Origin of the sequence: Prevotella sp. HUN102 (genome assembly GCF_000688375.1) — a bacterium.
In the GTDB taxonomy this organism is placed as follows: Bacteria; Bacteroidota; Bacteroidia; order Bacteroidales; family Bacteroidaceae; genus Prevotella.
In genome coordinates, this window is sequence record NZ_JIAF01000004.1 from 907,390 (window position 1) to 923,381 (window position 15,992).

A 15,992-nucleotide genomic window follows, 5' to 3' on the forward strand; every position below is an offset into this window, starting at 1 on the left:
CTTACTCTCCTGGGACATTTATTATATAAGGTGGACGCGGGGACATTTTCAAAACGCTGTCTTTCCTTGTTTTCAGTTGTTCGAGCACGTGGCTTTCGCGGGATTTCTCCGTGAGCTGACTGTTGCTCGACAGTGCTCTGTACTTAGCATCCTTCAGTTCATTGTTGAGCTTGTCTATCTCAATGAGGTTTTTTTGTATTCCGTATCTGTTGGAAATGTAGACGATGATGAAAAAGGATGCGAGCAGAATCAGCCAAATGTTATTTTTCAAGAGGTTGGTTGAAAGAAGGTCGCCGGCAAGAATCTTCTTCAGCGTGAAGGTGGACGACATCGGTTGTTCGTCTTCTATGGCTTGCGCTGCGATGGCATCCCTTATGGCTTTGTCTTCAGCCTCTCTCTCTTCCCTTTCAAGCCTTTCTTTCTCTTCCTTTTCCCTCAGCTTTTCCTCCTTTTTCCGAACGCTGCTGTCTTCTTCGTCTTCTCTTTGTTCAGGACCGGAAGTGCTCTCTTCTTTTTTCTTGGGACGGTCTACCGTGAGCTCAATACTCACAGGCTCGGCGATAACGACAGATGGCCGAGGCTCTTCTATAACCTCAGCTTCCACAACGACCTCGGAATCAGCCGCAAGTTTGGCTTCAGCAATCTCCTCGTCGATATAGTCCTGTTTCTTGTCAATCATCTGTCTTTCGCTCTGCTATTCTTAGTTTTGCACTTCGGCTTCTTGGATTCTCCTCCTGTTCTTCCTTACTCGGGACGATAACCTTGTTGTTTACCAATCTGTATGGCGATTCAATCCGTCCGAAAAAGTCTTGTTTCAGTTTTCCCTCTATGTTGCCGGTCTTCATTATGTTCTTGACTATTCTGTCTTCAAGCGAGTGATAGGTTATGACAGACAGTCTTCCTTCCGGTTTCAACAGCTCTGTGGCTCCGAGGAGCATTTCCTTCAGGGCATCCATCTCGTGGTTTACCTCTATGCGGAGTGCCTGAAAGAGTTTTGCCATTTCTTTTTTCTCCCTTTCCCGCTTGAAGAAAGGCTCAACGACGGCTTGAAAATCTTTTGTTGTTTCTATTTTCTTCTGCTTTCTGCTATTGACAATGGCAGATGCAATCTTCCTTGAATTTTTGAGTTCTCCGTACAGGTAGAAAAGGTCGGCAAGCATTTCTTCATCGTATTCCTGCAGAATGTCGGCTGCCGTTTTGCCTGCACGCTTGTTCATTCTCATATCCAGTGGCGCATCGAAACGGAAGGAAAACCCCCGCTCTTCGTCATCGAAGTGATGGCTGCTCACGCCGAGGTCGCCGAGAATGCCGTCTATCTGCTCAATGCCGTGATAGCGCATCCAGTTTTTGATGTATCGGAAATTGGAACGGACGAAAGTGAAGTTCTCCGGCATCGCATCTCCGCTGCCGATGGTCTTGATGTTCTGTTCCGCGTCGGCATCCTGATCGAAGCTGAAAAGATGTCCCTTGTTGCTGAGACGGGAAAGAATCTCACGGCTATGACCGCCACCTCCGAAGGTTACATCGATGTAAATTCCTTCGGGGTTGATGTTCAGACCGTCAATACTTTCTTTCAAAAGGACGGGAACGTGATATGTTTCAGCCGTTTTAATCATAGCAGGGGAGTGCTTTCTTCTTTTGAGTTGTTGGCGGCATCGTCGTTGCCCATCAGTTCTTCCAGTGCTTTGCTGAAATCTTCCGGACTCATAAAGGCATTCTGAGCATCGTTGTTCCAGATTTCAATGCAGTCGTCCATTCCGATGAACTTTATCTGCTGGTCGATGTTCGCCATTTCCAAGTAGCGTTTCGGGATGAGGAAACGGCCGTTTCCGTCCAGCGTGATGGCTTCGACGTCTGAAACGAATTGGCGGTAAACAGTCTGGTCGCGCTTGTTCCATCTGTTCAGGCGGCTGCGGAGGTTGTCCAGCATTCCGTTCCATACAGATTCGGGGTATAAAACGAGGCAAGGCTGATAGACATCTTTGCGCATAATGAGAGATTCTTCGCCCGATGAGCTCAACACCTTGCGAAAAGCAGCAGGCAAAAAGGCGCGCCCCTTTGCATCTGTCTTAGCTTCTGTACTGCCTAAAAATCTCATACGTTCTCCTTATAATATGTAAACTCGGTTCAAAGTTAAGCAAAAATCCCCACATTCCACCACTCTGCACCACAATATTTGCGCAAATGGCTTATTTTTGTGAAATTTAACAAATGCGATAAAGCTGTTTTTATTATCTGCCTGTCCGTTGGTTGAGTTGGATCTGTCAGTCCGTTTCCGGCTTTTTCTTGCTCGTTCGTTCCCTTGTTTTCCTATGCTCTTTTTCCCTTCTGTTTTTGTCCGTTTGCAACTGACCGAAGAATGGAGAGCAATCTTCGCAAAAATGCACTGCAAACGTGCGAAGATTGGAACGCATTCTTCGCACGTTTGGAAACAGAGTTTTTGTATTCTGATTTTCAAATACTTACGAATAGGATGTTGATTGGTGGATAGTGTCACTGTCGTTTGCCGACAGATGAGGGTGTTTGCCGTTTTCCGTTGTCAGCATTTTATAAATTAAAATCATTCCAAGAGTTCGGTCTGTTTGTTCATTCTTGTGTCAAATTTATGAATTTTTTTATATTTTCTGCTTAAAATCAAAGTTTTCTCAAAAGGATTCGTTATTTTTGCATTCAGTAATAGAGAAGAAAGCATAGATTGTAATGGAGAAAACCATTGACATCGACAAGATTCTTGCGAATAAGATGGGTGCGAAAGCCAAACTCGTACCGGGGTTTGCAGTTAATTGGCTCAAGAAGATTGTACACGAAGACGAGGTGAACAAGTTTCTTTGGGAAAGCCGGGCTTTGTCTGGAACAGAGTGGCTTACCGAATGCGTGAAGTATCTTGATATGACTTTGCAGATTGACGGTTTGGAAAATCTGCCCGATAAGAACGACGGAAAACTTTATACTTTCGTTTCCAATCATCCACTTGGTGGACAGGATGGTGTAGCCCTTGGCTCAATCATCGGTCAGCATTACGACGGAAAGTTCCGTTATCTCGTGAACGACCTTCTCTTGAATCTGCCCGGATTGAAACCGGTAAGTATCGGGATTAATAAAACAGGAAAACAGAGTCGTGATTTCCCCAGAATGGTCGAGGCCGGATTCAGCAGCGACAATCACATGCTGATGTTCCCTGCCGGGTTGAACAGCAGAAAGATTGACGGCAAGATTCACGATTTGCCTTGGACAAAGACTTTCATCACAAAGAGCGTGGAGTACAAACGCGATGTGGTGCCAATCTTTTTCAGTGGGCAGAACTCCGAACGCTTCTATAAGATTGCACATTTCAGCGATAAATACGTGAAGAAAATAAACATTGCGATGCTCTTTCTTGTCGATGAAATGTACAGAAACGTGGGGAAAACCTTCCGTGTGGCATTCGGAAAACCTATACCTTGGCAGACTTTCGACAAGAGTAAAACGCCGATGGAATGGGCGAAATTCGTGGAAGAGAAAGTCTATGAACTTTAGACTTCGGATGATTATAGGACAAGAATAAGCAATATTACTCATATACTTTATATGGAAGAAGAAATAATCCAACCTGTCAGTAAGGAACTTCTGAAAAGCGAACTTACACCGGAAAGGCTTCTGCGTGTAACGAACAAGAGCCACAACGAGATTTACGTTGTGTCTGCTGATGAAGCACCAAACGTAATGGATGAAATCGGGCGTCTCCGTGAGATAGCATTCAGGAATGCAGGTGGAGGAACGGGCAAGGCAAAAGATATTGATGAGTTTGATTTGATGCCCGGCTGTTGCAAGCAGCTCATCGTTTGGAATCCCGAAGCACACGAGATTATCGGGGGATACAGGTATATATTCGGTTCTGATTGGAAACTCGATGAAAACGGACAACCTATGCTTGCCACCAGCCACATGTTCCATTTCTCCGACAAATTTATGAAAGAGTATGCTCCCTACACCGTTGAGTTGGGGCGTTCTTTCGTGTCTTTGGAATATCAGAACGTCCGGAAGAGCTCAAAGAGCATCTTTGCACTCGATAATCTTTGGGACGGCTTGGGTGCTTTGACGGTTATCAATCCCGAATGCAAGTATTTCTTTGGAAAGGTTACGATGTATCCGTCGTATATCCGTCGTGGAAGGGATATGATTCTCCACTTCCTGAAGATGTATTTCGGCGACAAGGACAACCTGATTATCCCGATAAAACCATTGAAAATTGACACTCCTCTGTCTGAATTGGAACAACTCTTCAATGGTAATGGGTTCAAGGAAGACTACAAGATTCTCAATAAGCACATCAGGGATTTGGGTTTCAATATCCCGCCGTTGGTAAATGCCTATATGAATCTGTCTCCAACGATGAAGCTTTTCGGCACAGCCATTAATTATGGATTCGGCGATGTAGAGGAAACGGGCATCCTGATAGCCGTGGATGAAATCTTTGAGGAGAAAAGGATTCGCCATATCGAGAGCTATGTAAAGGAGAATCCAGAGGCGTTGAACCTTACAAGTGGTGCCAATAAGCTGATTTATCCTGACGCTGAAGCAGCAAATCGGCAATAATCAGCCAGCAAAGGCCTGCGATATACGGAGGGAATCTTAATAGTTCAGTATATACAGAGACCGTATCAAAGCCCAAGGGCTTCGGTACGGTCTCTTCTTTGGTTGTTCAGGCTGCAAGAAATAAAATGCTTGATAGGTAAAGGAAAAAGTAAAGGAAACAAGTTGAGAAGCCAAAATAGGACAACTGAACTTCCTCTGTGCGTAGAGAGAAATGTCGGGAGGTTTAATCAGGAATTGTTTGTCGATAAAGAAGTCTCCTTGTCAGCTTGTTCGCTTGCCGTCTTGTCCACTTGTTTCGGGATTGGATAGAAATAAAAAATGGGGATGCGTCGGTAAAACGCATCCCCATATCTGTTTGAAAAGTTTGTCTGATAATTACTTAGCGATGAACTTTATTGCTTTCTGTGTGCCGTCGCTGTATTTAACCTGCTTGATGGTAACACCCTTAGCCGGTTCTGAAAGCTGCTTTCCGGAGAGATCGAAGTACTTTTCAGCAACTACGCTGCCTGCGTTCTCGCCTTCTACGGTTTCAATGCCGTTTGTTGCATCCTGATCGAAGGTGTAAACAGCAAGCATTTCACTGTAACCTGCCCAAGAATTGTCGTCTGAATAGAAGGTACTCAGGAAGTTTTTATTATCTGTACCATTCAGGGTAATCGTATTGTTCGATACGGTGTATGTGATATTGGTTACCGCTGTGTTCTTTTCGTAGCCGCCAGTAGCTTTTTCCTTTGCCATAGCTACCTGCATACCCCAACCTTTATCACTCATATAAATATATTGATCAACAGGAACGGTGATAGTGTTGCCAGAAATAGAACCTCTTACCCAAGAACCGAGATTTGCGGTAGCAATAGGATTCTTTAGGTACACAGTCTTTCCATCTGCTGCATACACTACCTGCAGGTTTGCAGACTCTGTAGTGAGCGTATCTAATTGAACAATGGCTACTTTATAGCCTCCCTTGCCGTTTGGAACTACGTCAGCACCTATACCAGTGCGCTTGTAAACTTTCTGTTCGCCTGCCGGATCATCATAAATAACTGTCTGAGCAAATGTGCTTACAGAGAAGAATGCCATTAAAACTAAAAGTAAATGTTTTTTCATAATCAATGTTTTTAAATTATACATTAATAGGATTTTCTCCCGTCTTTACTTCGGTCGAAGAGCTTATAAGATAAATCTTAATGCTCAAAAAGCTATTTTAAAAAGCTTATTCTTGGAAATAAGTCTCTCAATTCTTTCTATTGCAAAGATAGAAATTAATTTCGATGTGTCAAACTTTTAACCTAAAAATATTTATTTTAATGCAAATTTCCGAATTAATGCTACATAATGTAGGTTTGAATAAGGCTACCACATTATTAAATAATACTTAGATAGAGATAAGTTAATAAGAAAGCAAGAAAACTGATTTACAAAGAAACCAATCGACGCTTGGATAAATTGAGAGGAGGATTTGTTAATCATCCTCTTATTACAGCATTGTTTGTTCTGTTGTAATTAGAGATTATGGAAATGATAGATTTGTAGACGTCTTCAGTTATTGGCTTGCATTTCTGCATTTAGACTTCTTCTGAACTTGTGGAATGGGTTTGATTGGAAAAATGTGAGGCGAAAATAATTCAGGATAAGGCATAAAAAAGAGTGTATTCTTGCATCACGCAAGAATACACTTTGCCACTTAACTAAATAACTCAAAAAATTACTTGACTCAATTCTGATTGGTTTATTTTCTCACGAGAACTCTCCAACCTACATTTGTTTGACTATTAACTTACTAATAACTATTTTGTCTGTTTTTAATCAAATAGCTTGAATTGATTTTACAAAGGTATAATTTTTCTGTTGTATACCAAAGTATTTCCCATTTATTTTTCAAATTAATGATAAATAATGGTTCTTTTTACAATTATTCACGCTGCGAAACAGATGTTTTTTATGTTCTGTGCGTCCATATTTTGTATTATTTACAGTATTTTCGCACGCTATGCTGTGATTTGAAATCGGTGTTCGGCACGGAGTGAAACGATACATAATTCTCTGTGTGTAAATAATATTTACTGACTATTTGAAACCTGTATCATTGTTTTTCGGCAAGTACAAGTTTGATATCGCTGTACGAAATATCATTGCCACATAGATTCTTGATAGGCATAATACCGTCCTGTGTTCCTACGGCCTTTATAATCCTTCTGATTCGGTTTACTTTTTCTTTGTTTACAATTTCCTCAGCCTTGATTTCCCCAGCGGAAACGTAGCTTTCAAGATGCCCTTGAATGGTAGAGACGACCAATCCTCTTTCCTTGGCAATCTCTTCCACGTTCTTGCCTTCCTTGAAAAGTCTGTAAGTAACGACACTTGTCTTTTCCTTTGGCACTTTCGCCTCCTGCGTTTTCTTTTTCCTTTTTCTCGATGCAGTTGCCGTATCTTCTCCCATTGCTTCGAGAATAGCCTCCTGTTTGGCAGCAAGATATCCGTTGGTGGTAAAGCCTTCTTTCATCATTTCGGCTAATAATGCCCTTTTTGCACCCACCGTCTGTTCCAAATCTGTATATGTATTCTGATACCTTTTCACGGCAGCCTTGTTGTTGCTTTCCAAGCCTTTGGTCATTTCGAGCAGATGAACGAAAAGTTCCGTCAGCTGACTGTGGAAGTAGAGGGCACTCTTTTTCACGCGGTCAAGGAATGCTTCCTCGTGCAGTTCTTCATCTTTAAGCCCTTTCATTACCGAAATCCACTTTTCGGCAACCGACAATATCCGCTTGTCGTAGTCTTCAATAGTCATCTTGTGGAGTGCCGTCAGCTTGGAATACTTGTAATAATATTCCGACAATACACGAAGCATGGCATTCTCAAAACGGAAAATCTCGTTGAAATCGAACATTTCTGTCAATAGATAACGATAATAGGTTTCTTTCAGAAGTGGGAGCGAGGCTACGCTCTTCTCGGCAATTTCAGATTGCTGATTGATGTATTGGCTCACTCTCTCGTCGCTGATGATGGCATTTTCGCCGACCGGCGATGCCAAAACCAGACCTTCCAATGTTCGGCATCGGCTTAATGCCACATAGACCTGCCCGGAAGCGAATGCCTGTTGTGCATCAATGATAGCGTGATCGAAGGTTAATCCCTGACTTTTGTGTATGGTTATCGCCCACGCCAACCGAAGGGGATATTGCTCGAAAGTGCCCTGAACTTCGGCTTCAATCTGCTTTGTCGTCTCGTTCAGCGTGTATTTGGTATTTTCCCAACTGTGCGGCTCCACGTCTATCGCCTCTTTTTCGCCCGGACAAAGCACCTGTATCTTCTGGTCGTCTATATAAGTAATGTGCCCTATCTTGCCGTTGTAATACTTTCCGCCATTGTCGTTGCAGATAAACATCACTTGTGCACCCTTTTTCAGGCTCAACTGGTAGTCGGCGGGATAGTTGAAGTCTTGAAACTGACCTTCTATTTTGGCTGTAAAAGTGTAGACTTCAGACCGAATGTTGTTCAACTGCTGACTGTTGAAGCTGTCTGCCATACGGTTGTGGGTTGTCAGTCTGATGAAATTGCTGTTTGTCTCGGGCTGAAACGTCGGATTGTAACGTTTGTTCAGCGTCTGCAAATCCTCATTTGTTGCCTTTCCATCGCGGATATGGTTCAGAATGTTGATGAAAGTGAGGTCTTGCTGCCGATAAACCTTCGACAGTTCTATCGTTACGTAGTTGATGCTCTTCAATGCGTGCGAACCGAAGAAATAGGGCGTATCGTAATACTTCTGCAAGAGTGCCTCCTCGTCGGGACGGACCACCGGCGTAAGCTGCTGCAAATCGCCAATCATCAGCAACTGAACCCCTCCGAATGGCTTGTCGTGTTCGCGGAAACGGCGCAGCACGGAGTCGATAGCATCGAGCACATCCACGCGGACCATACTGATTTCATCGATGATAAGGAGGTCGAGCGTGCGCATAATCTTGCGTTTCTCCTTGCTGTATGAAAAGCGTGTCTGAATCTGTGCTTCCGGAACAAAGGGCGAGAGCGGCAGTTGGAAGAAAGAATGAATCGTGACGCCGCCGGCATTGATGGCTGCAACGCCTGTCGGTGCCACAACTATCGACCTCTTGCTGCTGTTTTCCCTGATGGCACGCAGAAACGTTGTCTTTCCCGTGCCCGCCTTACCGGTCAGGAAGATGCTGATGCCCGTATGCTCTACGAAATCCCACGCATTGCGCAGTTCATTGTTCTTCTCCATTTGCTTTGTATTCTCTTAGCGGATAGCAAAATTACGCAAAAAAAAAGACACCTCCAAACCATCCGTTGATAAATATCAATTGGCTTGACACATAGCAATAAAACGAGGATTTTTTGTGTCTTTGGGCATATTTGATTCCCCAGTTCGCCAAAAGCCACTAACTTTGCAAGCGTAAAAAGATTAAGGATAACAAATAATTCAGGACAAAGGGTCCTGCTAAAGAAAGATTGATTATGGTAACAGTATTATTAGTAGTAGCAGTAGTAGTTGCATCAGTAGCCCAAGCGTTTAATGTGAATAAAAGGCTCGGAGCTTGATTTGACAAGAATAAAGTAGAATTTGAGAGATTGTGAGGTCTCGGTTTCAGCAATGAAATCGAGACTTTTTGTTTGTTTTTATTACCAAAAAACGTACTCTGAAAAAATTCAATACAGAAATTAAAATGCGTTATTGGGAACGTTGAAAGTTGAAAAAGCGAAGATAATTTTTCAATCTATCGACAAATGAATTGCATTCTTCGCAAGAATACACGCCGTTCTTCGGTAAATTGCAAGGCGAAAGTACGAAAAACAAAGCATAAAATCAGGTTATTTATTCCGATTTACTGTCCTATTCAGGAACTTTTTATATTCTGTTTTGTGCACAAAACACGAATGATGAATATAAATCTCTGTCAGTAAATCATTTATGATTGCACGCTCATAATTCGCGTATTTGAAAATTTAAAATAACTTTGCCGAAAATAAACGAATTATAAAGCCCCTTTTGTCAATATTATTCACAATAGTGCTTCTCATAAACTTCACGGAATCACAGCATTTATCTGCAAACCGAGCCACTTGTTGCCCTGTTTTTCTATGTTCCGAACCATTCTCTGAATGCAGGGAAACAAACAATCTGCATCGGGGCATAGCCGATGCAGATTGTTATATAGATAAGCGTAGTCGCTCTTACCAGTTCTTCTTTGTAATGGTGGTGTTTTGGTCGAGTTTCATACTCATTCCCATCACTTCCACTTTGCGATTCAGCGTTGCGGTTGTAACCCAACCTTTTGGTGAGAAATTGAAGGTTTCGGTGGAATCGTAAGTGAGATTGGTCATTCCCATCGCCTTCATCTGTCCCCAGTTGTTCTCTATCTGCGACGTAACTTCTTCGCCAAGCCCCATCTTCTTCATATTTGAAATTATCATTGCTTTTACATCCTCGTCGGTCATATTGCTCTTCTGGGTTCTCTTCACATTCAATGCGCCCTGAGATTCAGATGTTTCATAGGTAGCGGTCGTTTTCACGTCCTGCACTACTTTCAGATTCTCCTTGAAACCATTGCTGAGCTTCTTGCCATACAGCCCCATAAAGGTGGAATACTCGATGAAATCGATGATATTTGGCTCTTCCAGTTGCTTGCTGATAGCCATAATCACGTTTCCTTTCGGCATAATTTGCTCTACTGCCGGATTTTCCTTATACAGTTTTTCTATCTCGGCAAGTGCATTTTCGCTGGCTTTTGCCACCACCTCCTCGTAGTTTTCAATCTTCGTGATCTTGCCGTTGGCATCTGTCAGAAAGACCATTTTCACGCCTTCAAGGTATTTTTCCTCCGGACTTACCATCTGACTGACCACCTCTTCCTTGCCGTCATACTTCAGACTTGTAATGGTGGTTTCCAAACGGTAGCCGTTCTTGCTCTTGTCCAACACCACATAACGGGTATCTACCGTGGTACTCAACTGCTCTCTGCCTGCCCCCATCGGCATATCCATCGTGCCTTTGGCAACTGTCTGATAAACGGTTGTGTCGCCTTTGTTAAATTCTGCCTTTACGGTCTGCGCATCAGCTATCGTCGATGCACCGAGCATTAGTAGTGAAAAAAGAATTGTTTTCATAAGTTTCTATATTATTTATGGTTTGACTTTTGTTTTTTCTTGAGCAGATATTGCAGACATTCCTCCATAATTCTGGCGTGGCTCAGTTTCATTGCTGCAAAATAAATCACTCCGGCCAAGAGTATTTTTGCACCAAGCAGCAATACAATATGCTCTATCGGCTTTACTATCCAATAGGAAACAAACATTGTAAGGAAAGTAATGACGGCAAACGGAAATACATCCTTCACGGCATCGAAGAACGTGATACCGATAAGCCTATGTGCAAAGTATTGCCAAACGAAGAACCATACAATATTTAAAAGGCTGTATGCCAACACCATCACTTCTATTCCAAAACGATAAACCGTAAGAATCAGTACAATCTGAACCAGAATCTGCGCTATATTGCACCACATATAGGTGCCGGATTCGCCCTTGCTGATGACCAGATTCTGATAAAGGATGTGCAACGGTATGAAAGCACCGCCCAAACAGAGCATCTGCAACAGCGGAACGCTTTCTATCCATTTGGAGGAAATCGTGATAACGATAAATTCCGGAGCCACGAAAGCAAAGCCGAACATTGCCGGGAAAACGATGAACGACGTGAAACGGAGCATCTTTCTGAATGCACGCAACTGCCGTTCGCTTTCCTCGTTCAGTTGGGCAAAAACCGATTGAGCCACCTGTATTACTGTGTTCGATACAAATGAATGCGCCATCGTGTTCCATTTGAAGGCTTGTGTAAAGTTGCCCACAGCCTTGATAGGGAACACTCTACCGAAAATAAACGTAAGAATGTTCTGGCTTACCGTGCTCACGATGGCCGTAATGAGGATTTTATTGCTGAAACCGAACATCTGCCTCACGGGTTTGAAGTCTATTCGGAGGTTAGGCCGCCATTCAACGTAATAGAAACGTCCGATATTGAGCACGAAAATATACGTTATCTGCTGCCACGCAAAGCTCCAGTAGCCATATCCGAGAAATGCCAACGCAACGCCGGTGCTGCCCGAACAGACGAGCGATACAAAGCTGATGATGGCTTTTTCCTTGTTCATCAGATTGCGAACCATATAGGCTCCGTGGGCAATACCGAGGGAAGCAATGACGAAACTGAGGAAAACGAACCGCGAAAGCGGAACAAGAGCCGGCTGATGGAAGTAGGCTGCGATGAGCGGAGCCGAGAAAAACAGAATAATATACAGTCCCGCGCCCATCAAAACATTGAACCAGAAGACCGAATTATAGTCGTTGGGCTTGATGTCTTTCAGGTTAATGAGCGCAGTAGAGAAACCGCAATCCTGCAAGTTGCCTGCTATTGCCGTGAAAATGGTAATCATTCCAATCAAAGCATAGTCTTCCGGCATCAAAAGTCGTCCGAGACATATTCCGATAATGATGTTCAATAGCTGCATACTGCCGCTATTGACAGCTCCCCAGAATAAGCCCTTAACAGTTTTATCTTTCAATGAATCCATAATATTATGCGATGAAATCGGTCTTTTCTACAAATTTTCTTTGTACGCTTCGGCAGGTTTTCCCACGTATTGCCATTTTCTTATGGCGTTACGGAAGTTGCATCCGTCGATGAATTTATACAGTCTGAACAAAGGATAATACATTCCACGATTCGCAGGGGTGTATTGTCCGTTGTATCTCTTCGCTATCGCCGCCGTATCTCTGCTCCAGATGTTGCCTCCCATCGCCGTCTTCGTTTCGCCATAGATACGGATTGCCGATAGATTGCGGTTGATTCGGCGCACTTTCAAGCCTCCCTCGTAAACCCGAATCAGCCATTCCACATCCATTTTTGCGTGAAAATCTGGATTGATATATCCGATTTCATCGAATATTTTGCGCTTCCAGAACATTCCCGGCTGCGAAATATTGTAGCATCCGTGCCTGAAGAAGAAATGATTCATCACGATGTGCGTGAAGTTTATTATCTTCCCCTCCCTGTCAATTTCGACGGTATAGCCATTGGCAAAGTCGGTATCGGGATACTTTTCATAAAATGCCGCAACGGTTTTCAGCGTTCCCGGCAAGAGCACATCGTCGCTGTTTATCCAGCAAACTATGTCGCCCGTAGCTCTGTGCATACCTTTATTGATGGCATCGCTCTGTCCCTTGTCCTTCTCGCTGCACCACCACGTGATGGAAGCATCGTATTTTTTCAGAATATCCACGGTTTCATCGGTAGATTCACCATCGCAAACGATGTACTCCAAATTGGGATATTGCTGGTTCAGCACCGAAAGAATCGTTGCTTCTATGAACTCTCCCTGATTATAGGAAGGTGTAATAACGGATATTTTAGGGTATTTCATTGCTTGATGCTTTTGATAAAGTCTTTAATTCTCCTGACGGATGATGTGTGCCGGATTGCCAACCACCGTCGCACCATCGGGCACATCACGGAAGACCACAGCTCCCGCACCGATGGTTACGTTGTTTCCAATCCTTATCGGTCCGAAGATCGTTGCGCCAGTCATTATCTTCACGTTGTCGCCGATGGTCGGTCGCCCGTCGCGTCCTTGATGATGGCCTGTTCCTAAAGTAACGAGTTGCAGGCAATAGAAGTTCTTCCCGATGCTTTCGGCATTCAGGTAGGTGGCATAGTTATGTTCAAAATGAGCCCCTCCACCTATTCTCGAACACCATATATTCAACGTCCGTTCGGGTGGGCACAGCCATTTCACGAAAACCGAGCGATACTCTCCCATCCGATAATAAAACAGGTTGCGGAAAGTGCGTTCCCTTGTCATTGCCTTGATGAAGTTTCCCACCGTAGCTTTCCTGTCCTGAACTTGCAACAAATCCTCGTTCACATCACGATGCTTCGTCTTATACAATATAATATGTGGTATAAGACGAATCGACGACATTGTGAGCAAGATGTGTTGCGTGAGTTGATTCATTGCTTTTATTTTCTTGCAAAAGTAATATTATTTTGTCAGTTTCCCCATCTTTTGCATCATATCTTTTTCCTTTCCTATCATTTAATCGCTATTATACCTCGTTGATTGGATTAATTTTGCCTATGCGTTTCACTTTTCTGTGCCTTTCTGCAATGGTTCAAGAGCTGTTGGCGAACCAGTAAAACTTCTCTCGTTTCGGCAATGATAAAGATATGATTTGCAATTAACCGAAGAACGCACTCCATTCTTCGCAAGATTGCAATGCGTTTTTGCGAAGAATGGAATGCGTTTTTCGCACGTTTGCAAACTGATTATTAAAATATTGATTTTCAAACACTTACAAAATACAATACAAGATTTTTCACATTGCATCATTTTGCTCCCTAAGTTGTGGAAAAAGAGTGGTGTATGAGCAGCAAACTATACGGCAGAAACGAAAAAAGCGACACCACGCTGCCCAACGAGCAAGCGCAATGTCGCTTATATTTCAATCTTCAACGTGAAGATGAATCACGCAGAAAATCTTACTTCACTTTCTCTTCAAAGCTCAACATGTGCTCTGGAGCGAGGATAGCGTCGAGCTTTTCTTTTGTGAGAATACCCTTCTCAAGAACGAGATCGTAGACAGAACCACCTGTTTCGAGTGCTTCCTTGGCAATCTTTGTGCTGTTCTTGTAGCCGATGTATGGGTTCAAGGCTGTAACGATACCGATAGAATTCTTCACGGTAGCAAGGTTGTGCTCGCGATTTACCGTGATTCCATCGATACACTTCTCGCGCAATGTATCCATAGCATTGCCCAACCAAGTGATGTCTTCAATCAAGCACTCAATGATAATTGGCTCCATAACGTTCAACTGCAACTGACCTGCTTCGGCAGCAATCATTACTGTTGTATCGTTACCAATCACCTTGAAGCAAGTCTGGTTTGTAATCTCAGGAATAACTGGGTTTACCTTACCCGGCATGATGCTTGAACCCGGTGCCATTGGAGGAAGATTGATTTCGTTCAAACCACAACGAGGACCTGAAGCCATCAAACGGAGGTCGTTACAAATCTTAGAAAGCTTAACAGCCAAACGCTTCAAAGCACTGCTGTAACTTACGTATGCACCTGTGTCAGGTGTAGCCTCAACGAGGTCTTCGCCTGCAACAAACTCCATACCTGTGAACTCGCTCAGCTTTTCAGCACAAATCTTTGGGAAACCCGGTGCTGCATTCAAGCCTGTACCGATAGCTGTACCCCCCATATTGATTTCGTGGAGAAGCGCAGCATTACGGTTGAGGTTCAATACCTCTTCCTGCAATGTGTTCGCATAGGCTGTAAACTCCTGACCACTGGTCATTGGAACTGCATCCTGCAACTGTGTGCGACCCATCTTGATGGCATCCTTGAACTCTTCACCCTTCTTACGGAAAGAAGCAATCAGCTTTTCGAGCGTTGCAGTAAGGGTCTTGTTCATACGAATCAAGGTCAGACGGATGGTCGTTGGGTAAACGTCGTTGGTAGACTGGCCGCAGTTTGCGTGGTCGTTTGGAGAGCAATACTGGTGTTCGCCCTTCTTGTGGCCGAGGATTTCGCAAGCACGGTTGGCAATAACTTCGTTTGCATTCATATTAACAGAAGTACCTGCACCACCCTGTACCATATCTGTAACAAAGTCTTCGTGCATCTTGCCGTCGATGATTTCGCGGCAAGCCTGTGCCATAGCGTCGCAAATCTCGTCGTTGATTTCGCCGAGTGCGCGGTTTGTCTCAACGGCAGCGAGCTTTACATAAGCAATTGCGATTACGTAGTCAGGATAATCGCACATTCTCTTGCGGGAAATGTGATAGTTGTTCACTGCACGCTGTGTCTGCACGCCATAGTAAGCATTAGCCGGCACTTGGAGTTCACCTAAAAGGTCGCTTTCAACGCGGAAAGCCTGTTCGTTGTTGTTCATTACGATAGTAATTTAAGATTATAAAATGTAAATTCAAATTTTCATAGTTACTTATTCCTCCCACTTTAAAGTGGTACAGGTTTTCGTCTATTTCATCGACTTCAGCCCCTCTTTTCGTAAAGCACATTCCCCTGTTTCAGCCTATTGGCGCACGCTTCTGCAAACCGCGCTTTCCACGCAGGCAAATGTATCTTTCGGCAGGCTGACATTCACGCTGAAGAATAAGGATATAGCTTTTTCTTCTACGCAGGGATTAAACTTCAGTCTGTCGATATGCAAATATAGCCATTATAATGTTTCGGCACTCTATTTAATCTAAAAAAGATGATGCGATTAACACTGTTTAACGCCAGATCGAAAACAACAAAACAACCATAAGTTCAAGAGACGAAAAAGAAGTGTGCAAAACGTAAGGCTTTTAGGGATAAAATTAGTTTTTTATAGCTCATTC

General features: G+C 43.5%; 13 protein-coding genes. 3 read left to right on the plus strand and 10 right to left on the minus strand.

Annotated features, from left to right (window positions below):
• Position 1 precedes the first annotated feature (1 nt).
• The 3 genes from P150_RS16265 to mraZ are packed head-to-tail and all read right to left on the minus strand — an operon-like array spanning position 2 to position 2,098.
• A complete protein-coding gene (locus tag P150_RS16265; RefSeq protein WP_231477590.1) occupies positions 2 to 679 on the minus strand; it encodes an FtsL-like putative cell division protein in 678 nt (225 codons plus the stop codon).
• Positions 672 to 1,616 carry a 16S rRNA (cytosine(1402)-N(4))-methyltransferase RsmH gene (rsmH, locus tag P150_RS0108725; protein WP_028897349.1) on the minus strand — a complete coding sequence of 315 codons (945 nt, stop codon included), beginning with the start codon at positions 1,614 to 1,616 and terminating at the stop codon, positions 672 to 674. Before rsmH ends, P150_RS16265 begins: the two co-directional genes overlap by 8 nt.
• The gene (mraZ, locus tag P150_RS0108730) at positions 1,613 to 2,098 is read right to left on the minus strand and encodes a division/cell wall cluster transcriptional repressor MraZ (protein ID WP_028897350.1); all 486 of its coding nucleotides are present in this window, start codon (positions 2,096 to 2,098) and stop codon (positions 1,613 to 1,615) included. Before mraZ ends, rsmH begins: the two co-directional genes overlap by 4 nt.
• Positions 2,099 to 2,700: 602 nt before the next feature.
• On the opposite strand from mraZ, the gene P150_RS0108740 reads away from it, so the two are divergent.
• Both P150_RS0108740 and P150_RS0108745 read left to right on the plus strand, forming a co-directional pair.
• Positions 2,701 to 3,516: a glycerol acyltransferase gene (locus tag P150_RS0108740; protein WP_028897351.1), complete on the plus strand. Its 816-nt coding sequence runs from the start codon at positions 2,701 to 2,703 to the stop codon at positions 3,514 to 3,516.
• Positions 3,517 to 3,567: 51 nt separating this feature from the next.
• Positions 3,568 to 4,575 (plus strand): GNAT family N-acetyltransferase, encoded by a 1,008-nt coding sequence (locus P150_RS0108745; RefSeq protein ID WP_028897352.1) that lies wholly within the window; start codon positions 3,568 to 3,570, stop codon positions 4,573 to 4,575.
• A 375-nt stretch (positions 4,576 to 4,950) separates the two neighbouring features.
• Here the strand turns inward: P150_RS0108745 and P150_RS0108750 are convergent, their stop codons facing one another.
• The 7 genes from P150_RS0108750 to P150_RS0108785 all read right to left on the minus strand — a co-directional run bounded on the left by P150_RS0108750 (position 4,951) and on the right by P150_RS0108785 (position 15,541).
• Entirely contained in the window at positions 4,951 to 5,682 is a 732-nt protein-coding gene (locus P150_RS0108750) for a hypothetical protein (protein ID WP_028897353.1), read from the minus strand.
• Positions 5,683 to 6,658: 976 nt separating this feature from the next.
• Positions 6,659 to 8,812, minus strand: a complete 2,154-nt coding sequence (locus P150_RS0108755) for a helix-turn-helix domain-containing protein (protein WP_028897354.1) — start codon at positions 8,810 to 8,812, stop codon at positions 6,659 to 6,661.
• A gap of 950 nt (positions 8,813 to 9,762) precedes the next feature.
• Positions 9,763 to 10,695, minus strand: coding sequence for a hypothetical protein (locus P150_RS0108765; RefSeq protein WP_028897355.1), 933 nt, complete (start codon positions 10,693 to 10,695; stop codon positions 9,763 to 9,765).
• 11 nt (positions 10,696 to 10,706) lie between these two features.
• Complete coding sequence (locus P150_RS0108770; protein ID WP_028897356.1) at positions 10,707 to 12,161, minus strand: lipopolysaccharide biosynthesis protein; 1,455 nt, start codon at positions 12,159 to 12,161, stop codon at positions 10,707 to 10,709.
• A gap of 24 nt (positions 12,162 to 12,185) precedes the next feature.
• Positions 12,186 to 13,007: a glycosyltransferase family 2 protein gene (locus tag P150_RS0108775; protein WP_028897357.1), complete on the minus strand. Its 822-nt coding sequence runs from the start codon at positions 13,005 to 13,007 to the stop codon at positions 12,186 to 12,188.
• A gap of 24 nt (positions 13,008 to 13,031) precedes the next feature.
• Positions 13,032 to 13,598 (minus strand): serine acetyltransferase, encoded by a 567-nt coding sequence (locus tag P150_RS0108780; protein ID WP_028897358.1) that lies wholly within the window; start codon positions 13,596 to 13,598, stop codon positions 13,032 to 13,034.
• 524 nt (positions 13,599 to 14,122) lie between these two features.
• On the minus strand, positions 14,123 to 15,541 hold the full coding sequence (locus P150_RS0108785) for an aspartate ammonia-lyase (RefSeq protein ID WP_036932154.1): 1,419 nt from the start codon (positions 15,539 to 15,541) through the stop codon (positions 14,123 to 14,125).
• A gap of 70 nt (positions 15,542 to 15,611) precedes the next feature.
• Between P150_RS0108785 and P150_RS0108790 the strand changes: the two genes are divergently transcribed.
• Positions 15,612 to 15,860: a hypothetical protein gene (locus tag P150_RS0108790; protein ID WP_028897360.1), complete on the plus strand. Its 249-nt coding sequence runs from the start codon at positions 15,612 to 15,614 to the stop codon at positions 15,858 to 15,860.
• Positions 15,861 to 15,992 lie beyond the last annotated feature (132 nt).